General features: G+C 69.2%; 19 protein-coding genes. 16 read left to right on the forward strand and 3 right to left on the reverse strand.

Annotation, left to right across the window (positions count from 1 at the left end; genetic code table 11):
• Positions 1 to 85: 85 nt before the first annotated feature.
• From pqqC to AB0M24_RS32820, 14 genes are all read left to right on the forward strand, one after another.
• Positions 86 to 781: a pyrroloquinoline-quinone synthase PqqC gene (gene pqqC, locus AB0M24_RS32755; protein WP_363776783.1), complete on the forward strand. Its 696-nt coding sequence runs from the start codon at positions 86 to 88 to the stop codon at positions 779 to 781.
• Entirely contained in the window at positions 778 to 1056 is a 279-nt protein-coding gene (pqqD, locus tag AB0M24_RS32760) for a pyrroloquinoline quinone biosynthesis peptide chaperone PqqD (RefSeq protein WP_363776786.1), read from the forward strand. The genes pqqC and pqqD overlap by 4 nt, the downstream gene beginning before the upstream one ends.
• Positions 1049 to 2128, forward strand: a complete 1080-nt coding sequence (pqqE, locus tag AB0M24_RS32765) for a pyrroloquinoline quinone biosynthesis protein PqqE (protein WP_363776789.1) — start codon at positions 1049 to 1051, stop codon at positions 2126 to 2128. The genes pqqD and pqqE overlap by 8 nt, the downstream gene beginning before the upstream one ends.
• Positions 2125 to 3006, forward strand: coding sequence for a pyrroloquinoline quinone biosynthesis protein PqqB (gene pqqB, locus AB0M24_RS32770; RefSeq protein WP_363776792.1), 882 nt, complete (start codon positions 2125 to 2127; stop codon positions 3004 to 3006). Before pqqE ends, pqqB begins: the two co-directional genes overlap by 4 nt.
• Before the next feature lie 137 nt (positions 3007 to 3143).
• Positions 3144 to 3968, forward strand: coding sequence for a hypothetical protein (locus tag AB0M24_RS32775; RefSeq protein WP_363776795.1), 825 nt, complete (start codon positions 3144 to 3146; stop codon positions 3966 to 3968).
• Positions 3965 to 4897 (forward strand): polysaccharide deacetylase family protein, encoded by a 933-nt coding sequence (locus AB0M24_RS32780; RefSeq protein WP_363776798.1) that lies wholly within the window; start codon positions 3965 to 3967, stop codon positions 4895 to 4897. The genes AB0M24_RS32775 and AB0M24_RS32780 overlap by 4 nt, the downstream gene beginning before the upstream one ends.
• On the forward strand, positions 4894 to 6078 hold the full coding sequence (locus AB0M24_RS32785) for an O-antigen ligase family protein (protein ID WP_363776801.1): 1185 nt from the start codon (positions 4894 to 4896) through the stop codon (positions 6076 to 6078). The genes AB0M24_RS32780 and AB0M24_RS32785 overlap by 4 nt, the downstream gene beginning before the upstream one ends.
• Positions 6053 to 7114, forward strand: coding sequence for a glycosyltransferase (locus tag AB0M24_RS32790; protein ID WP_363776804.1), 1062 nt, complete (start codon positions 6053 to 6055; stop codon positions 7112 to 7114). Before AB0M24_RS32785 ends, AB0M24_RS32790 begins: the two co-directional genes overlap by 26 nt.
• Complete coding sequence (locus AB0M24_RS32795; protein ID WP_363776807.1) at positions 7111 to 7980, forward strand: hypothetical protein; 870 nt, start codon at positions 7111 to 7113, stop codon at positions 7978 to 7980. The genes AB0M24_RS32790 and AB0M24_RS32795 overlap by 4 nt, the downstream gene beginning before the upstream one ends.
• Positions 7977 to 8147: a hypothetical protein gene (locus tag AB0M24_RS32800; RefSeq protein WP_363776810.1), complete on the forward strand. Its 171-nt coding sequence runs from the start codon at positions 7977 to 7979 to the stop codon at positions 8145 to 8147. The genes AB0M24_RS32795 and AB0M24_RS32800 overlap by 4 nt, the downstream gene beginning before the upstream one ends.
• A complete protein-coding gene (locus tag AB0M24_RS32805; protein ID WP_363776813.1) occupies positions 8144 to 9382 on the forward strand; it encodes a glycosyltransferase family 87 protein in 1239 nt (412 codons plus the stop codon). The genes AB0M24_RS32800 and AB0M24_RS32805 overlap by 4 nt, the downstream gene beginning before the upstream one ends.
• Positions 9379 to 10782 carry an oligosaccharide flippase family protein gene (locus tag AB0M24_RS32810; RefSeq protein WP_363776816.1) on the forward strand — a complete coding sequence of 468 codons (1404 nt, stop codon included), beginning with the start codon at positions 9379 to 9381 and terminating at the stop codon, positions 10780 to 10782. Before AB0M24_RS32805 ends, AB0M24_RS32810 begins: the two co-directional genes overlap by 4 nt.
• Before the next feature lie 11 nt (positions 10783 to 10793).
• Complete coding sequence (locus AB0M24_RS32815; protein ID WP_363776819.1) at positions 10794 to 11849, forward strand: glycosyltransferase; 1056 nt, start codon at positions 10794 to 10796, stop codon at positions 11847 to 11849.
• Positions 11846 to 12886 (forward strand): glycosyltransferase family 4 protein, encoded by a 1041-nt coding sequence (locus AB0M24_RS32820; protein WP_363776822.1) that lies wholly within the window; start codon positions 11846 to 11848, stop codon positions 12884 to 12886. The genes AB0M24_RS32815 and AB0M24_RS32820 overlap by 4 nt, the downstream gene beginning before the upstream one ends.
• Here the strand turns inward: AB0M24_RS32820 and AB0M24_RS32825 are convergent.
• Together AB0M24_RS32825 and AB0M24_RS32830 are read right to left on the reverse strand one after the other, a co-directional pair.
• Complete coding sequence (locus tag AB0M24_RS32825) at positions 12879 to 14264, reverse strand: putative glycoside hydrolase family 15 protein (protein WP_363776824.1); 1386 nt, start codon at positions 14262 to 14264, stop codon at positions 12879 to 12881. The two genes, AB0M24_RS32820 and AB0M24_RS32825, sit on opposite strands and share 8 nt — an antisense overlap.
• Positions 14243 to 15655 carry a sugar transferase gene (locus AB0M24_RS32830; protein WP_363776827.1) on the reverse strand — a complete coding sequence of 471 codons (1413 nt, stop codon included), beginning with the start codon at positions 15653 to 15655 and terminating at the stop codon, positions 14243 to 14245. Before AB0M24_RS32830 ends, AB0M24_RS32825 begins: the two co-directional genes overlap by 22 nt.
• Before the next feature lie 268 nt (positions 15656 to 15923).
• On the opposite strand from AB0M24_RS32830, the gene AB0M24_RS32835 reads away from it, so the two are divergent.
• On the forward strand, positions 15924 to 16751 hold the full coding sequence (locus AB0M24_RS32835; RefSeq protein WP_363776830.1) for a glycosyltransferase: 828 nt from the start codon (positions 15924 to 15926) through the stop codon (positions 16749 to 16751).
• Positions 16751 to 18025, forward strand: coding sequence for an FAD-dependent oxidoreductase (locus tag AB0M24_RS32840; RefSeq protein WP_363776833.1), 1275 nt, complete (start codon positions 16751 to 16753; stop codon positions 18023 to 18025). Before AB0M24_RS32835 ends, AB0M24_RS32840 begins: the two co-directional genes overlap by 1 nt.
• Here the strand turns inward: AB0M24_RS32840 and wecB are convergent.
• Positions 17914 to 19044, reverse strand: a complete 1131-nt coding sequence (wecB, locus tag AB0M24_RS32845) for a UDP-N-acetylglucosamine 2-epimerase (non-hydrolyzing) (protein WP_363776836.1) — start codon at positions 19042 to 19044, stop codon at positions 17914 to 17916. The genes AB0M24_RS32840 and wecB overlap by 112 nt on opposite strands.
• Positions 19045 to 19097 lie beyond the last annotated feature (53 nt).

Below are 19097 nucleotides of genomic sequence, written 5' to 3' on the forward strand. Positions count from 1 at the left end.
TCGCCGGGGCTCCCACTCCTGCCGGGAGCCCCGGCACCTACGCCTCGCCGCGCGTCTTCCTGGTTGACCGAGGAGTGTTCCGCCAATGACTGCCGTTGCACCTGAGGAGTTCGTCGCCGAGCTCCGCGCCCTCGCCCCCCGGTACTGGGACAGTCATCCGTTCCACCTGCGCATGCACGCGGGCCAGCTGAGCAAGCACGAGCTGCAGGCGTGGGCCGCGAACCGCTGGTACTACCAGCGCTGCATCGCGCAGAAGGACGCCGCGATCCTCTCCAACTGCCCGTCACCGGAGATCCGCCGCCAGTGGCGGGAACGGATCATCTGGCACGACGGGACGCAGCCTGGTGAGGGCGGCGCCGAGAACTGGATCCGCCTCGCGGAAGCCGTTGGGCTGACGCGGGAAGAGGTGCTCGACGAACGGCACGTGCTGCCCGGCACGCGGTTCGCCGTCGACGCCTACGTGAACTTCGCGCGCACGCAGCCGTGGGTCATCGGGATCGCGTCAGGCCTGACCGAGATGTTCTCCGGTGCGTTGATGCGCAGGCGTCTGGCGGCGCTGCGGGAGCAGTACCCGTGGATCGCCGAGGAAGGTTTCGCCTACTTCACCAACCGCATCCAGGCGGTCGCGGGTGAGGGACGGGCCACTTTGGACATCGTGGTGGAGCATTCGCTGACCCGTGAGCAGCAGCTGGCGGCTGTCGCGGCGTTGTCGTTCAAGTGCGACGTGCTGCGCGCGGTGCTGGACGCCGTCGACTACTACTCGGGCAAGGGCAAGCCGTGACGTCCGTGATCGCACTCGACGCCGTGCCGCACATCCGGCGCGGCGTGAAGTGCACCTACGACCAGATCCGCGAGTCGCACGTCGTGCTGTTCCCCGAGGGTGTGCTCGTGCTGAACGAGACCGCTGCTTCGGTTGTGGCGCTTTGTGATGGCGTCCGGTCGGTCGGCGACATCGCTCTGTCGTTGGGCGACTTGTACGCGGGTGTGCAGCCGGAGGACATCGCCGAGCTGGTGGCTCGGTTGGTGGAGCGGAGGGTGGTGGACGTCGATGGCTGAGGCGCCTTTCGGCCTGCTGGCCGAGCTGACGCACCGGTGCCCGTTGCAGTGCGGCTACTGCTCGAATCCCGTGGAGCTGGTGCGCAGGGACTCCGAGCTGTCGACCGAGGACTGGCGGCGGGTGTTCGACCAGGCGCGCTCGTTGGGTGCGTTGCAGATCCACCTGTCGGGCGGCGAACCGTTGCTGCGCCCGGACCTGCCCGAGCTCGTGGTGCACGCGAACAGCCTCGGCTGCTACGTCAACCTGGTGACGTCGGGAGTCGGTCTGTCCCGGGACCGGTTGCGGGACCTGGCTTCGCGCGGGGTCGATCACGTGCAGCTCTCCTTGCAGGACGCCACGAAGGCCGGCAACGACCGGATCGCGGGCATCAAGGCCTTCGACCGGAAGGTGGAGGCCGCGGCGTACATCCGTGAGGAAGGCCTGCCACTCACCGTCAACACCGTGCTGCACCGGCAGAACCTCGACAACATCGCGGGAATCATCGCGATGGCGGAGGAGATGGGCGCGGAACGGCTGGAGCTCGCCAACACCCAGTACTACGGCTGGGCCCTTCGCAACCGGGCGGTGCTGTTGCCGACCCGCGAGCAGCTGGCGGTGGCCGACCCGATCGTCGCGGCGGCGCAGGAACGGCTGCGCGGGCGGATGGAGATCGTCTACGTCATCGCCGACTACCACGAGGCTCACCCGAAGCCGTGCATGTACGGGTGGGGCGCGCGGCAGCTGACCGTGGCACCGAACGGCGACGTGCTCCCCTGTCCGGCCGCCACGGTGATCTCGTCGCTGAAGATCGAGAACGTGCGGGACTCGTCGTTGCACGACATCTGGCACGACTCGGAGTCCTTCAACGCCTTCCGCGGCTTCGAGTGGATGAAGGACCCGTGCCGCTCGTGCCCGCGCAAGGAGATCGACTTCGGCGGGTGCCGGTGCCAGGCGTTCCAGCTGACCGGTGATGCCGCGAACACCGACCCGGTGTGCTCGCTGTCCCCCGAGCGGTCCACAGTGGACCTGATTCTGGAGACCGAGATGACGCCTTCGGTCGTACCCGCGATGGCCATGAGGAAGATGACTTGAAAGCGGTTCTGCTCGGCACGACGGCCGGTGGCGGCTTCCCCCAGTGGAACTGCGCGTGCGATCTGTGCGTGCGCGCTCGTTCCGGTTCGTTGCCTTCGCGGTCGCAGGACTGCCTGGCGATCAGCGGCAACGGCACGGACTGGTGGCTCGTCAACGCGTCGCCGGACATCCGTACGCAGATCGCCGGCTGTTCGCTCCTGAATCCCGGTCCTGGCCCGCGCGACACGCCATTGCGCGGCGCTCTGTTCACCGACGCCGAGCTGGACCACACGCTGGGGCTGCTGACGTTGCGGGGTGGTGCCGGGCTGACGGTGTGGGCACCGGGGACCGTTCTGCACGCGTTGAAGGACCAGTTCGACCTGCGGACGGTGATCGACGGCTATGCGCCCGTGGCGTGGCGGCAGGTCGAGCCGGAGCAGTCGTTCGACCTGGGTGGGCTGACCGTCACCGCGATCCCGATCAGCGGCAAGCGGCCGAAGTACGCCCGCTCGTCCACTGTGGATGGACATTGGGTGGTCGCGTACCGCTTCTTCGATCCTGTGACGGGTGGCGTGCTGGTCTACGCGCCGTGCCTGGCGTCGTGGCCGCCCGGATTCGACGACGTGGTGGCCTCCGCCGACTGCCTGCTGCTCGACGGCACGTTCTACGCGGCGTCGGAGATGGGGTCGGCGACCGGCAGTTCGTCCGGTCAGGCCGCGATGGGGCATCTGCCGATCACTGCGAGCCTTCCCGAGCTGCGGCGGTTCCCCGCTGTCCGGCGTATCTACACGCACCTCAACAACACGAACCCGGTGCTCGATCCGGAGTCTCCCGAGGCCTCGAAGCTGCGTGAGGCCGGCGTCGAGGTGCCGCTGGACGGCACTGTCATCGAACTCTAACTCTTTCGGGTGACTTTTCTTCTCGTTAGAGCGAATAGTTGTGCGGCAATTCTCGCTATGAGTTGTTGATATCCCTCTAATGGGGATCGCCCTCGCGGCTCCGTATTCTTCGGGGCCTTGACGAGGGAGGTCCTGCGTTGTCCGGATACCTTGAGCTCGTTGTCTCCACCGCGCTCTACGGCCTGGGCATCGTGGCCCAGACAGTGGCTGCGCAGCGTGCGGACCGTCGGCCGGGAAGCGGACTGGGGCTGCTGGCGCGCTTGGCCAAGGACCGTCTTTACCTGTTCGGTTTCGCGGGCCAGGTGGGTGGTTTCGGGTTTGCTTTTCTCGCTCGCGCCGAGCTGCCGCTGTACCTGGTGCAGGCGGGTTCTTCGTGTGCCGTCGGACTGGCGACCGCATTCGGTCTGCTGGTGCTGAAATGGCACGTGCGGCCGGTGGAGATCGCGGTACTGGTGATGATGGCGGCCGGGCTCGTCCTGCTGGTCACCGCGTCGGAGTCGTCGGTCGCGAAGGACATCCCGACGGTGCCGGGCCTGATCTGGCTCGGGCTGCCGCTGCTCGTGGTCCTGTTCTGCTCACGGGCGGCGCAGGGCGCGAACGCCGTGATCATCTCGGTGCTCGCCGGGGTCGCGTTCGCGGTGGTGGCGATCATCGGCCGGTCCGTCGCGGACGGGTCGGCGCTCGACGTGCTGCTGAACCCGTTGACGTGGCTGATGATCGTGGCGGCGCTGGTCGGCCAGTCCTGTCTCGCGGTGGCGTTGCAGCGCGGCACGGCCACGTCGTCGGTGGCGGCCATGGACGCGACGACCGTAGTGCTCACGTCGGTGATCGGCATCGGGATGCTCGGTGACCGGATCACGCCGGGCTGGGAGTGGGCCGTCGGGTTCGGGATGACGCTGGTCGTCGCCGGTGTGCTGACGCTGGGCGTGCCGCAGCAGGGCAAGGTCGAGGTCGCCAGATGAGGACCGCGAGCGTTTCGCTGGACCTGGACAACCTGTGGGCCTATCTCAAGACCCACGGCGACTCCAGCTGGGAAAGCAGGCCGAGCTTCCTCGCCACGGCCGTGCCTCGGTTGCTGGACGTCTTCGGTGAACATCGGCTCACCACAACGGTTTTCGTGGTCGGCGCGGACGCCGAGCGCGACGACGGGGCGCAGGCCGTGCGTGACGTCGTGGCGGCGGGGCACGAGGTCGCGAACCACTCGTGGGGGCACGAGCCGTGGCTGCACCGGTACTCGCGGGCCGAGCTGGAGGCGGAGCTGGTCCGGGCCGAGGACGCTCTCGTGGCCGCTGGCGCTGCGCGGCCCGTCGGGTTTCGCGGTCCCGGTTACAGCGTCACTCCTGTCCTGCTGGAGCTGCTGGCTTCGCGCGGCTATCGGTACGACGCGAGCACGTTGCCCACCTGGATCGGTCCGCTGGCTCGGGCGTATCACAACCGCACGGCTCAGAACCCGTCTGCCGGCGATCTCTTCGGCGGGTTCGGCAAGGTGTTCACGCCGAACAAGCCGTATCGCTGGGGTGGCACCGGGCTCGTCGAGCTGCCGGTGACGACGATGCCGTTGCTGCGGGTGCCGATCCACGGCGCGTACCTGTTGCAGCTGCACCAGATCTCGCCACGGCTGGCGCGAGGCTACTTCCGGGCGGCGCTGCGGTTGTGCCTGGCGACGGGCACCGCGCCGTCGTTGCTGCTGCACCCGACGGACGTGCTGAGCGGCGCCGAGGCACCGGGGATGGAGTTCTTCCCGGGCATGGCGGTGCCGGGCTCGCAGAAGGTGGCGCTGCTCGGCTGGGTGTTGTCGTTGCTGCGGAAGCACTTCGACGTGGTGGGCACTGGGACGCAGGTCGATCGGCTGACGCTGCTCCGCGAACGCTCGGTGGAGCTGTGCGGATGACAGTCGCTGCGCGGATGACGTTGTTGCTGCGCTTCCTCGTCTGCGCCACGGTCCTGCTCGCCCCACTCGAGGGTTACCTGCAAGAGGTGCACCCGCATCTCGCCAAGGTGGCGCCGGGGCTGCTGATCGTGTCGTGGGTCGCGCAACGCGTCCGTGAGCGTCGTCTGCCCGCTCGTCATCCGTTGCACGTGTTGCTGGCCGTCTTCGCCGTGGTGCTGCTGGCGTCGTCGGCCGTGCACGCGGGTGACCAGTTCACGCTCGACTACGCCCAGCGGTTCCTGCCGTTCCTCGTGATCACCGCCGTGCTGGTGGACGTCGTGGCGCGCGAGGTGCCGGTACGCGACGTGCTGGCCGCCGCCGTCGGTGGTGCGTTGTGCGCGGCGCTCGGGGCGTTGTACAGCCTGGTTTTCGAGGGTGAGCCGCGGGCGACCGGTCCGCTGGAGGATCCGAACGACCTCGCGTACTTCCTCGTGGTGGCGCTGCCGTTGCTGATCGCGTTGCCTGCGCGCCGGTTCCTGCTGCCGATCGGCGCGGTGCTGGCGGCAGGTGCGGCGGCGACGTTCTCCCGTGGTGGTGGCATCGCGCTGGCTTGCGCCGCTGTGTGGCTCGTGGCGCGGCGTGGGCTGTCTCTGCGCGCGGTGGCGGCGACGGTGGGCGGGCTCGTGGTCATCGGGCTCGGTGCCGTCGTGTTCGCGGGTCCGGTGCTGGATCGGGCGCTCGACGAGAAGAAGTACATCGCGGCGACCAATGTGGACACTCGCGAGCTGCGCTGGCAGGCCGCCGCCCGGATGCTGGCCGACAACCCCGCGTTGGGCGTCGGACCCGGCGGGTTCCGCAGCTCGTACGCGGCTGCTTCGCGCAACGCCGAGATCGACGAGCAACAACCGGTGGCGCACAACATCTACCTGGAGGTCGGCGCGGAGCTGGGGCTGCCCGGCCTGGCCTGTTTCCTCGGCGCGGTCGCGATGGCGTTCGTGGCAACGGAACGCGTGCTGCGGGTCAGCACCGATCGGCGGCCGATGCTCGCGATCCAGGCCTCGCTGATCGCCGCGCTGGTGGCGTCGACCTTCCTGTCCGAGCAGTACTACCTGCCGATCTGGTCGCTGGTCGCGGTGGCGATCGCGGCTCAGATCCGCCTTGAGGAGCGTGAGCGCGATGCGTGTCTTGCACGTCATCAGTGAGATGGGCGCGGGAGGCGCCGAGGCCGTGGTCGCGGGCATGGTGCGGTCCGGCTCCGACTTCGGCTGGGAGTCGGGTGTCGCGAGCGGCGGCGGCCATCGGGCCGAAGCCCTGCGCGCGCAGGGGTTCTCGACGTTCGACGTACCGGTGGCCCGGCGTCGGGCCTCTGGTGTGCTTCGGGCTGTTTCCGCCGTGCGGTCGGCGGTTCGCGCCTTCTCCCCCGATGTCGTGGTGGCGCACAACGTGTCCGCGTCGCTCGTGGCCCGGTTGGCAGCGCGTGGCCGTCCCGTGGTGACGGTGTTCCACGGCGTTGCCGAGGCGGATCTGGCCGGTGCGGCGCGGGTCCTGCGCCGCACTTCACGTGCGGTGGTGGCGGTGTCCGAGGCGAGCGCGGATCGGTTGCGCGTCGGAGGCCTTGTGGTCGAGGTGATCCCGAACGCGGTGTTCGCCGAACCTCCTCGCGTACCTCGGGCCGCGGTGCGCGGAGTGCTCGGCATCGGCGCTGACGTGCCGGTGGCGTTGTGCCCTGCCCGGCTCGAACCCCAGAAGCGGCACGACGTGCTGCTGGAGGCGTGGTCACGCGTCGCCGGTGCCGTGCTGCTGCTGGCCGGCGACGGCAGCCTGCGGTCCGAGCTCGAACAGCGCGCTTCCGAACTCGGGGTGGACGACCGCGTGCGTTTCCTCGGCACCCGGTGCGACGTTCCGGACCTGTTGGAGGCCGCCGACGTGGTGGTGCTCACCAGCGACTGGGAGGGCATGCCGATCGCGGTGCTGGAGTCGCTCGCGGCGGGTCGCCCGGTCGTGGCGTCCGATGTGGACGGTGTGCGCGAGGCCCTGTCCGGCGGCGGTGGCGTGCTCGTGCCACGTCGTTCACCTGAGGCGACCGCTTCCGCGCTGGCCTCGTTCCTGTTCGACGCTCGGGCGTGTGCCGCAGTTGGTGCCGAGGGCCAGGCCGCCGTGGAACGCGACCACGACCCGCACACCTTCATGAAGTCCTACGACGAACTGCTCCGAAACTTTGTGGGAGAACGACGGTGAACAAGCGCACGCTGCTGGAGGCGACGGCGGTGGCGCTGGTCGTCGCGGTGCTCGTGCTGGCGGTGACCTCCTTGCGCGGCGAGCAGTACGAGTCACGGGTGGCCGTGCTCGCCGTGCCCGTCGCGCAAACCGACTCCGCCGCCCAGTACGGCGAGGTGGCGTCCTTGGCAATGCCCGCGATCGTCCAGCTGGTGCACAGCCCGACCGTGCTGGACGCCGCCGCGGCCGCCTCGGGCCTCACCGCTCAGGACATCGCGTCGGGTGTGGGTGTGGAGCTGGTGCCGGCATCGGGCCTGGCGCGGTTGTCGGTGCGCGCGGGTTCGGCTTCCGCAGCTTCGGCCGCCGTGACCGCCGTGGCCAAAACCGTGGCGGACGCGAACCTCCTCGCCCCTGCCGGACGGTTGCGCGTGCTCGACGAACGCCCGGACACCACCCGCGGCGCCCCGGACTGGAAGCTCGCGGCGGGCCTGGCTTTGGCCGCAGCACTGGCCGCGGGCATCGCCACCGCCGCGCTGCGAACGTTGCGGCGGCCTCGCACGGGTGAGGCGGCCGTGCGCGCTGCGATCGCCGCTGCCGGGGTGCGGCATCCGGTGGCGCTGGTGCGGGAGGACGACCCCGGCATGCTCGACCGGCTGGCCGCGTTGTGCGTCGCGGCGGCTCGGCCGGTGCGGGTGATTCCGGCGGATCACGGCCTCAGTGCTCAGGCCGAGTCGCTCGCGGACTCGTTGCCGGACAAGGCAGGCGAGCCCGGCGAGGGCACGGCAGTGATCGCGGTCGCTGATGCCGACAGCGAGCCGAGTGACCTCGCGGCTGCGTTGGCCGTGCTGCCGGGCTCGGCGGTGCTGGTGGCGGTGGTGCTGGCATGACCGCCGAAACCGAAGAGGTGCCGGAGGACTTCGTCGACACCTCGAACGTGCCGCCCACGCTCCTGGTGAGCGTGTGGACGCCGCCAGCGAGCGAATCCCGGCCTCCTGCCGTCCCGTCCCGAACGCTTGCAGTCCCTTCTGCTCTCGTCGCGGAGGCGCTCGCGTGATCACCACTACGAAGCCCAACACCCGCACCCTTCTCACCATCGGCGCGGCCGTCGTCGGCGCACTCAGCGCCGCCCGAGCCCTCAGCCCGTCCTGGGAAGCCCCCACTCCCACCGCGGCCAACCTCGCCGAGGAGCGGCTCCAGGACTTCCGCGACGCCACGTACTTCCCCATCCGCGAGTTCCTGGCGGGCGGCAACCCGTACGACCCGGCGGCGATGTTCGAGCACTGGCCGGTGCGCCAGAACTTCAACCTCTACCAGCCGTACCACCTCGTGCTGCACATGCCGTTCGCGCTGCCGGACTACCGGATCGGCGCGATCGCGTTCACGTTGGCGTCGCTCCTGCTCCTCGCTGTGCTGGGGTTGTTGGCCGCGCGCCAGGCGAAGTTGCCGCTCGTGCTCGGCACGGTGGTGATCGCGGCCCTGCTGGTGACCAGTCAGGTGGGCAAGGCTCAGCTGTACGTGGGGCAGGTCAACCCGTTGATCGCGGTGGGTGCGGCGGCGGCGTTGATGGCGCGGTCGAGTCGGCCGCGGGTGGCTGCGCTCGGGCTGGCGGTGGCGTGGTTGAAGCCGCAGTTCGGGCTGCCGCTGGCGATTCTGCTGTACGCGCGCGGGTCGCGGCGGGTGGCGCTGGGCGGTACCGCCATCGCGGCGATCGCGAGTCTGCCGGTGGTGGGGCTGCTGATCTTCCGGGGTGGCGGCGTCGGGCCGTTCCTCGACGTGATCGCCGCGAACCTCGCGCACGCCAGCCACACGAACTACGGCGCGGTCGACTCCCTGTCCGCACAACGGGTGGACGCGGCGGCCGTGTTCTTCCGGGTGACGGACTGGCTGCCTCCGGCGGCTGAGCTCCTGGCACTGCTGGGCATCCTCGCAACCACTGCTCTTCTCGCGCGCAAGCTCGACAAGGGTGATGAGGACAGCCGTTCGATGGCGGACCTGATCACCTGTGTCGGCGCGGTCGTGGCGCTGGTGCACCAGCCGGGAGATGTCCTGATCGCGGTGCCCGCGATGGCAGCGGTAGCGGTGGTGTGCTGGCGGCGTCGGAAAGAACGCGTCTGGCAGGTCACCGGCATCGCGCTGCTCGCGCTCGCGGTTCCGTTCGCGCACCTGTACTTCGTCAACGAAGCGATCGTCAAAACGCTTGGTAGTCGAGCAGACGTGACGGTCGACGGCGTGGCGGTCGTCGCGGCCTGGGTGCTGCTTACGGTCGTCGCGGCCAGGAAACGCGCGTGACGAACCAGGTCGGCACGCGGGCGGTCCGGGGATCGTTGTGGCTCTTCGCGGTCAACGTGATCAGCAAGGGCTGCCAGGTCGCGGTGACGCTGGTGCTGGCGGCGCTGCTCACCGAGGACGGCCTCGGCGCGGTGTCGATCGTGGTGTCGCTGGTCAACATCGGCCAGGTCGTGCAGTCGGCCGGCGTTTACGACGTGATCAGCCGGACGAACCGCGACCCGCAACGGCTCGCGGGCACGGTGCTCACGATGAGCATCGCGGGTGGCACGGCGATCACGGCGTTGCTGTTGCTCGCAGCAGAGCCCGTCAGCCAAGCGCTCGGAGCACCCGCCGACCTCATCCGGATCGCCGCGCTCAGCCTGCCGTTCACCGCGATCGGCGGCGTGCAGATGGCGATGATGCACCGCGAACTGGACTTCCAGAAGCGGATGCTGCCTGACGCGGGCGGGATGGTGCTGGGTGCGGCCGTCACGATCGTGCTGGCAGCGCTCAGCTATGGCCCACTCGCGATGGCTGTCGGACTGCTGTGCACGGCCGTCGCGCAGCCCGTGCTGGCGGTCGCGGCGGGCGCACGAGTCAGGCCGCGCTGGGACCAGGAAGCCGCGAAGGAAGCGTTGGGCTGGACGGCAGTTGTCGGGCCGGGAGCCGTCGTCGCCACCCTGCTGATCAACGTCGACTACCTGACGATCGGGCACGTGCTCGGCCCGTCCGCCGTCGGTGTGTACTCGCTCGCGTTCCGGATCGCCTGGATGCCGTACATCCTGGTGGCGGTCGTGCTGGGCGGCGTGCTGTTCCCGGTCTGCGCCGAGCTGGTCCGAAGTGGACAGAAGATGACCGGCGCCGTGCTGCGGTTCACCAAAGCGACCCTGATGATCACCGGCGGCCTCTACGCGGTCACCGCACTGCTGGCCGACCGCATCACCCTGTTCGGCGAACGCTGGGCGCCCGCTGCGCCGGTGCTCGTGGCGTTGTGCGGCTACGGACTCGGCCTCGGCCTGCTGCACACGTGGTACCAGGCCATCAGAGCCGCCGGGCACGCCCGCTGGTACCTGGCCCTCGAAGTCACCCACCTGGTGGCACTCCTGACCGCACTCATGATCACCACCCAGCACGGCGTGCTGGCCGTTGCGGTCGCTCAGGCCGTCATCGTCTGGCTGCTCGTCCCGCTCACCTGGTGGGTGCTGGCGCGGCACGGACTCGCCTTCCCACCACAAGAACTCGTCCGCACGGTCGCCGGAACGCTCGCCGGCGCCATCACCGCCGGACTCGTCGCACAGGTCCTGCCAATCCAAGGAATCGCCGCGGCACTGCTCAGCGGCGGAGTGCTGCTCGGCGTCTACGCGGCCGTCGTGCTGCCCCTCAACCGCGAAGCCGTCCGGGAACTGCGAGGAAACCTGTGAAGGTCGTGCACGTGACGCAGCCGGTCGAGGCGGGCGTCGCGAAGGTCGTGCTGGATCTCGTGCTGGCGCAACGTGCCGCCGGCTGGGACGTGCACGTGATCTGCCCACCGGAAGGCTGGCTCGCCGATCAGCTCGACGAGATCCATCCGTGGCCCGCGACCCGATCTCCCTCCACCGCACTGCGAGAAACGTTGCGGCTGAGCAAACTCCTCGACGGTCTCAAGCCGGACGTCGTACACCTGCACAGCTCCAAAGCCGGGTTGGCGGGCAGGCTCGCGGTGCGCGGACGGATCCCGACGATCTTCCAGCCGCACCTGTGGTCGTTCCGCCTCTCGGACGGACTGCTGCAGAAGGCCTGCACCCGCTGGGAAGCCTTCGCATCACGATGGACGCACCAACTGGTGTGCGTGAGCGACGACGAACTGGCGTCCGGACGAGAAGCAGGAGTCACCACCCAGGCCGAGGTCGTGTGCAACGGCGTCGACACCACCCGACTGCGCCCCACCGACCGCACCACCGCCCGGCGCCGCCTCGACCTGCCGGACGGGCCGACCGCGGTGTGCGTCGGCAGGCTCGCCGAGCAAAAAGGCCAGGACCTCCTGCTCGAAGCCTGGCCGGCAGTCCTCAACGACGTCCCGGACGCACAACTCGTCCTCGTAGGCGACGGTCCGATGAGGACGGTCTGGCAACGGGACCAGGAAGGCGTCGTGTGGTGGGGCCACAGCGACGACGTCGAGACGTTCTACGCGGCGGCGGACGTCGTCGTCCTGCCGTCACGGGCAGAAGGCATGGCCCTGGTGCCGTTGGAAGCCATGGCGTGCGCGCGTTCCGTCGTGGCGTTCGACGTCGACGGCGTGCTGCAGAGCCTCGGCCCGGCAGGAGCCGTCGTGCCGAAGGAAGACACCGCCGCACTCGGACGAGAGCTGTCGGCACGCCTCTCATATCCGTCGCTGGCCGACCACGAAGGCCTCACGGGACGACGACGTGCCGAGACGTTGTTCGACCGAGGCCGCATGACCGACCAGATCATCACCCTGGTCGAGAAGCTCAAGGGAGACGCACGATGAGGGTCGCGTTCCTGCTCACCCAGGACCGGGGCGGCCCGGTCGACGTCACCGTCCGGCTCGCCGCGGCACTGCAGGCGGACGTCAGGGTGTTCGGCCCGAAACCGGCCCGGGACGCGCATCTGGTCGACCACGAGGAGATCTCCGTACCTCGCAAGGGAGATCTCAAGGCCAGCCGCGAGGCACGAGCAGCGCTCAAAGCGTGGCGTCCGGACGTCGTGCACGCACAAGACCGCCGCAGTGGACTCGTGTGCGCCGGACTGGGCGACATCCCGGTCGTGCACACGTATCACGGCGTACCGGACGACGTGACCGAACCGTGGTTCCGCGGCACCCAACGAGCGTCAAGGCCGTCCATCTACAGCAGGACCGTGCTGGCCGCGGACGCTCTGGTCGCACGCAGGGTCGACCGCACGGTGGTGCCGGCCCCCGCGATGGGCAGGTTCCTCCGCGACCGGCTGCGCGTCCCGGCGAACCGGATCACGCACATCGACAACTGCGTCCCGATCGGTGACGCCGAGCCACCCACCACGCCGGTGCGCAAGCTCCTGTTCGTCGGCCTCCTCACCGAACGCAAGGGCCTCCAGATCCTCCTCGAAGCCCTGCCACCGGACGTGACACTCACCGTCGCGGGCGACGGGCCGGAACGCGCCAGGTGCGAGGAGCTCGCGCAGGGCAAACCTGTCGAGTTCCTCGGCTTCCGCACCGACGTGCCAGAGCTGCTGCGCAAGCACGACGCGCTGGTCGTACCGTCCACAATGGAACAGCAGCCACTGGTGATCGCCGAGGCCATGGCCGCCGGAAAGCCCGTCGTGGCAACGGACACCGGCGGCGTGGCGGACATGCTCGACGTGCCCGGCACCGCACTCCGCCTGGCCGCGCCGAACGACGTCACCTCGCTGGCCAAGCAGCTGCGTGCATTCGTCGCCGACCCGGATCCGGCCGTGACAGGCCGCCTGCTGGCCCAGAACGCCCGCGAGCGCTTCAGCCCAGAGGTGTGCGCGAAGAAGCACCTGGAGCTGTACCGCGAGCTCAGCTGACCGCTGGCTTCGGAGGAATCGGCGGCAGCGTCGGCTTGGTAGTGGTGGTCGTCGGCTTCGTAGTGGTGGTCGTCGTCGGCACCGTCGGCACCGTGACCGTCGTGCTCGGCACGGTCTTCGGCTTCACCAGCACCTTGGCGTCCGCACCGGCCAACTCGAACGGACTGGTCGGCGTCACCCCGTTGATGTCGACGAGCCCGGCGGGCGGCGTCACCTGCACAGGCTTGCCCGTCGGGTTCACCACCACCCAGCCGTTGCTGAACGCGCGCGTCCACAACCCGTTGGACATCCGGTTCGCGGCCTCGACCGCCTCGCCCAGCCCGGCCTCCTGGTACTGCGACCACGCCGGGTTCTTGTAGTCGGGCTGAGCGCCGTTCCAGCAGGTGTACGGACCGGCGAGCAACGCGGCCGTGGCATAACCGACCCGTTCCTCGCGCGGGCTGGAGGTGTGGGTGACCAGCAGCAGCCACGACTCGCCGAGGGCGGCCTGGGCGCGCAGTTCCTTGAACTCGTTGCCGCGGAACGTGAGCAGCTCCGCGTCGTCGCCGTCGTCGCGCAGGCCGAAGTTCTCCTCCATCGCGCCCTCGTAACGGGAGTGCGCGGTCCACCGGCCGGGCCGCAGGTGCGACTCGGACACGTTGGGGATCAGCATCTTCCCGGACTTCTGCAGCTCGTCACCCGCGATGCCGAGGAACGAGTCGAAGCCGTCGCGCAGCAGGCGATCGGTGGCGTCGACGTCCGCCGTTCCCTTGAGCACGGCGTCGGAGTAGAAGCGCAACGAGCTGAAGTCGTTGTCCGCCAGCACTCCGTCCCAGCCCTCGCGGACGACTTCCTGGACGACGGCTGAAGTCCAGGCGCGCTGGTAGGCCTCGTTCCACACCGTCATCTGCCAGTGCTTCTCGTAGCCGTCCCACTCGATCCGCTTGTCCGCGGTGTCGACCGCGAACCAGCTGGGGTTGGTCTTCTCCGTGGCCACGTACCCGAGCCCGGTCGGCAGGTACGTCGCGTCCAGACCGTTGTCGACGGTGCCCGAGTAGTTGCGCGTGCTGGAGAAGTCCTTGTACACCAGCACTTTCACCTTGGGGTTCAGCTGGCGCAGGCGACGCATCGCCGCCGTCTCCCACGCGTTGAGCACCACCAGGCTGTAGTGCTCCGCGGCGAACTTGAGCTGCAACGACGTCGGTTTCGCGCCGATGCCGTACCACCACGCACAGGGCGCGAGCGGCTTCGGGTGAGGACCGCTGACGACCGACGGGTCCGGCGGGGCGAGGCTGTCCTGCGCGGCCTTGTCCGAGACCGGCAGGTACGTGCACGCGCTCGCGCTGAAAACGAGCAGCACCGCCAGGAGACGTCCTGTCAGCGATTCCTTCGGCAACACAGCTCACCCACCGTCAAGAGCACGATTTTGACGTCCAGCCACAGCGACCAGTTCGCGATGTAGTAGTTGTCATACCGAGATCTGTCCACGATCGAGGTGTCCCCTCTCAATCCGTGGACCTGGGCGAGCCCGGTCAATCCGGTGGGTACCCGATGGCGCGCCCAGTATAGTTCGTGGATCGCCGAGAACTGGCGAACGAAACCCGGCCTTTCGGGTCGAGGTCCGACAATGCACATGTCTCCGCGCAACACGTTCCACAGCTGCGGCAACTCGTCGATCGACGTTCTGCGCAGGAACGCGCCGAACCGGCTGACCCGCGAGTCGCCGACCACCGACCACCGGACGTCCGAGTCGTCCACGCCGGTCTGCCGGACGCTGCGCAGCTTGAAGATCACGAACTTCCGGTCGTCCATGCCGACGCGAACCTGCTTGAAGATGATCGGCCGGCCGCTCTCGACCAGCACCGCCAGCGCGCACAACGCGATCACCGGCGAGAGCACGACCAGGGCCAGCAACGCGAGCGACCGCTCCACGAACCGCTTGATCCACCACGTCGGCCTCATCGTCGGAGCCGTGCTCAGGCGCAGCAACGGATAGCTGCGCAGCCGTTCGACGTCCGGCCCGTCCTGGTGCAGCTCGAACATCCGCGGCACGACGAGCGTCGAACAGCCGAGCCGGTGCGCGGTGACGGCCGCGTCGACCAGCGGCGAGTCGACGGCGTGCGAGAACGCGATCACCACGGTGCCCACGCCGAGCCGGTCGATGGCCGTGGCCAGGTCCTCGTGCAACAGCGGAACCGCGAGCTTGCGGTCACCGAGCGGTTCGGGGTCGATGAACCCGACGGGCCGCAGGCCGTACTCGGGGTGGCTCAGCATGACGTCGGCGAGATCGGTCCCGACCTTGCCCGCGCCGATCACGATGGCGCGGTCGCAGCGGTCGAACCGGCGGCGGCACCACCGCCCGAACGCGAACACCAGCAACCGCACCGGTTCACCCACGACGGTGAACGTCACGGCAGCCGTCAGGACCTGCGGAAACACTTCCGGCGGCCACCCGACGGCCAGCGCACCCACGCTCACCACCGCGAACGCGATCGCCGTCGTGGCGAGCGAGCGCGGCAGGTCGTGCAGCCACGACAGCATCAGGCGCCGGCGGTAGATCCGCCCCGACGCCCGCACTCCCAGCAGCGCGCACGCCAGCACGAGCGCCCACTCGGCGCCCACACCGGCGCCGTTCGCCATCACCAGCAGTGCGGCCGCGTCCACCAGGACGAGCAGCACCGCCACCCCGTTGACCCGGCCGAGCAAGCCGCGCGGACGCACCTCGTCACGCACCGGCGCCATCGGCGCCGTCAGCTCGCCGGCGAACCACTCTTCCAGGGGAAGACCCACCCTTGACCCCGCCTCAGCGCTTTGTCTCATTCGAGATCACCCGATCGAGATCATCTGGGAGGAAAATGTTCCGAGAATGACGGCAGCGAGCCCCGTCGTCACCCGTTCGAGGAACACTCGTACCCCTTTCGAATTACATCCGGAATCAGTTCGGCCTTCCGCTCCCCTGTTGCCGAGCAGAAGTCAGCCAGGGGTGGCCCGAAATTTACTGCCGGGCGTGCGAATAATTCTCGCCGCCGCTCTGAGACAACATGAAATGGGGTGCCGCATGACAGTCGACGGACGTGAGGTCCGCACCTCGCCGACGCCCGGCCCAAGACCCGCGACCGCGGTCGCGACACCGGTCCGGGGGCGCGCGCACGTCGTGCTGCCCGCCTACAACGAGGCCGCCTCGCTCCCGTCGTTGCTGCGCCGCATCGCCGAGGTCGCCCGCACCGAGCAGGTCACCGCGTGGGTGGTCGACGACGGGTCGTCCGACGGAACCGCCGACGTGGCAACGGACGTGACAGGGCTCGACGTCCGGCTGGTCCGCCACCCGGTGAACCTCGGCCTCGGCCAGGCCGTCCAAACAGGACTGAGGTCCGCGCTGGCCGATGCCGACGAGGACGACTTCATCGTCGTGATGGACGCCGACGACACGCACGACCCCGCGCTGGTCACCAGGCTGGGCAACGAGATCCTCGCCGGAGCGGACGTCGTGATCTGCTCGCGGTTCGTCGCCGGTGGTGACGACAAGACCGCCCCGCTGTTCCGCCGGATGCTCTCCCGCGGTGCCGCCGTGCTGTTCCGCCGCGTGCTCGGGCTCGTCGACGTGCACGACTTCACCAGCGGGTTCCGCGCGTACCGGGTCAGCCTGCTCACCCGCGCTTCGACGCACTGGGGCGAACGACTCGTCGAGGAACGCGGGTTCGCGTGCATGGTCGAGCTGCTGCTCAAGCTGCGGCACTGCCACCCGGTGATCACCGAGGTGCCGCTGGAGCTGCAGTACGACCGCAAGCAGGGGCCGTCGAAGCTCCAGCTGCGGCGCACGATCGTGCAGTACGTCCGGCTGCTGGCGCGTGACCGGCTCACGCCCGCGCCGTACCGGGAGCTGTGATGCGCACGGTCGTGATCGGCGGTGGCATCTGCGGTCTCGCCGTCGCACATCGGCTTGCGCGCGAGGGCGTCGAGGTCACGCTGCTGGAGGCGTCCGACCAGCTCGGCGGGCTCGGCACGTTCTTCCCGTGGCGCGACAGGTGGGTCGAGCGCTTCTACCACTGCGTCATGCCGACGGACGAGAACCTGTTGCCGCTGCTGGAAGAGCTCGGACTGCGCGACGACGTCCGCTGGGAGCGCACCAGCATGGGCATGGTCGTCGATGGCCGGCACTACCCGTTCAACTCGGCGCTGGACCTCCTGCGGTTCACCGCATTGGGTGTTGTCGACCGGGTTCGGTTCGGTGCCGTGTCGGTGTTGCTGCGCAGGTTGGGCAAGGGCAAGGACCTCGACAACCTGCGCACCGAGGACTGGTTGCGCGGCCTGTACGGCGACCGGGTGTGGACCGATCTGTTCGCGCCGCTGTTCGGGTCGAAGTTCGGTGCGGCGTTCGGAGACGTGCCCGCGCTGTACCTGTGGCAGCGGCTGGGGCGCGAAAGCAACGTTGCCGTGCGCGGCTATCCCCGCGGTGGCTACAAGACGATCATCGACGCGCTGAGGGCCTCTATCGAGTCTCATGGCGGCGTGGTGCGGACTTCCGCGCCGGTCCGGATGGTGCGGGACGGGTCCGTCGAGCTGGACGACGAGGTGATCACGGCTGACCGGATCGTGTCCACGCTCCCGCTGCCGGCGTTGCGCCAGGTGGCGGACTCGTCGTTGACCCTGCCGTCGGTGGACCTGCGCTACCAGGGCGTGGTGAACGCGCTCTTCGTGCTGCGCAAGCCGTTGTCGGGGCACTACTGGACGCCGGTGCTGCGGTCGGGCACCGAGTTCGACGGCGTCGTCGAGATGTCGCCGCTGACCGGACCGGTCGACGGACGGCACCTCGCGTACGTCATGCGCTACACCGACCGCTCGTCGCCGCTGTTCGCCGAGGACGCCGACGCGATCGCGGCCAGGTGGACGGCACAGCTCAAGTCGCTGCATCCCGAGGCGGACGTCGAGGAGGTGCACGTCTTCCGCGCGCCGTTCGTGGAACCCGTGTACCCGGTGGGATATCTGGCGTCGAGGCCGGAGGTGGAGGTGGCGGGCACGTCACTGCTGCTCGCCACCACCGCCCACGTCTACCCCTCGGTGACGAGCTGGAACTCGAGCGTCGGACTGGCGAACTCGGTGTCGTCGATCATCCTGCGCACGGCGGCCTCGATGAGCCCGGACGGCGAACCGGTGCCGTAGGGCGACGGGATGTCCTTGAGCCTCGCGCGGTGTCCGCTCACGTCGTCGAGCCACCGCAGCACCTCGGTCCGGACTCGGGGGCCGGGCGGCACCAGCGTGCCGAACGTGCCCTCGATCTCCGGCCGTTCGGTGCTGCGGCGGACCACCACGACGGGCCGCTTGAGGACGCTGACCTCCTCCTGCACGCCGCCGGAGTCGGACACGAGGACGGCGGCGTGGCGGGCCAGCGACAGGAAGTCCTTGTAGGGCTGGGGTTCGACGACCCGCAGCCGGGTGAGCAGGTGGTCCAGCCCGAAGGCGGCCACCTGCTTCGCGGTGCGGGGGTGCAGCGGGAGCACGACCGGCAGCGGGAGCCTCGCGAGCTCTTCGAGGATGGTCTCGAGGTTGTGCTTGTCGTCCACGTTCTCCGGCCGGTGCACGGTGGCGAGCACGTAGTCGTCCTGCCGGAGCCCGAGTCCGTCGATCAGTTTCCTTGAGTCGTCATGGGTTGGGAGCGCTTCCTCCAGGGCCTCGACGACCGTGTTGCCGGTGACCGTGATCCGGTCCGCCGCAACGCCTTCCGCCACGAGGTTGGTGAAGTTGATCGACGTCGGCGCGCAGCAGAGGTCGGCGAGGTGGTCGATGGCGACCCGGTTGTGCTCCTCCGGCATCGCGCGGTCGTAGCTGCGCAGCCCAGCTTCGACGTGCACGAGCTTCAGGTCGTTCGCGTTGGCGGCCAACGCACCCGCGAGCGCCGAGGTCGTGTCACCCTGCACGATCACCACATCGGGTGGTTCTTGGGCGAAGTGCGCGTCCAGTGCGGCGACCGCGTTGCCCAGTTGCGCACCCCGGCTCGTGCCGCCCAGGCCGAGCTCGACGAAGCTGCCCGGTTCCGCGATGTCCTGGCGGATGCGCGCGTACATCGCCTGGTCGTAGTGCTGTCCTGTGTAGACGACGGATGCCTCGTCGCCGAACCGGCGGATGAGCGGAGCGAGCTTGATCAGTTCCGGCCGCGTGCCGCACACCATGGAGATTTTCACCGGGCGCACCCTAGGTCTCGGTGAGGCGTTTCCGTTGGCGTGTCAGTCGATCG

This window comes from Lentzea sp. NPDC051838, assembly GCF_040681245.1.
Lineage (GTDB): Bacteria > Actinomycetota > Actinomycetes > Mycobacteriales > Pseudonocardiaceae > Lentzea.

Coding starts and splice junctions, on each gene's coding strand:
- pqqC (WP_363776783.1), top strand. CDS start 86: ATGACTGCCGTTGCACCTGAGGAGTTCGTCGCCGAGCTCCGCGCCCTC.
- pqqE (WP_363776789.1), top strand. CDS start 1,049: ATGGCTGAGGCGCCTTTCGGCCTGCTGGCCGAGCTGACGCACCGGTGC.
- AB0M24_RS32780 (WP_363776798.1), top strand. CDS start 3,965: ATGAGGACCGCGAGCGTTTCGCTGGACCTGGACAACCTGTGGGCCTAT.
- AB0M24_RS32785 (WP_363776801.1), top strand. CDS start 4,894: ATGACAGTCGCTGCGCGGATGACGTTGTTGCTGCGCTTCCTCGTCTGC.
- AB0M24_RS32790 (WP_363776804.1), top strand. CDS start 6,053: ATGCGTGTCTTGCACGTCATCAGTGAGATGGGCGCGGGAGGCGCCGAG.
- AB0M24_RS32800 (WP_363776810.1), top strand. CDS start 7,977: ATGACCGCCGAAACCGAAGAGGTGCCGGAGGACTTCGTCGACACCTCG.
- AB0M24_RS32820 (WP_363776822.1), top strand. CDS start 11,846: ATGAGGGTCGCGTTCCTGCTCACCCAGGACCGGGGCGGCCCGGTCGAC.
- AB0M24_RS32835 (WP_363776830.1), top strand. CDS start 15,924: ATGACAGTCGACGGACGTGAGGTCCGCACCTCGCCGACGCCCGGCCCA.
- AB0M24_RS32840 (WP_363776833.1), top strand. CDS start 16,751: ATGCGCACGGTCGTGATCGGCGGTGGCATCTGCGGTCTCGCCGTCGCA.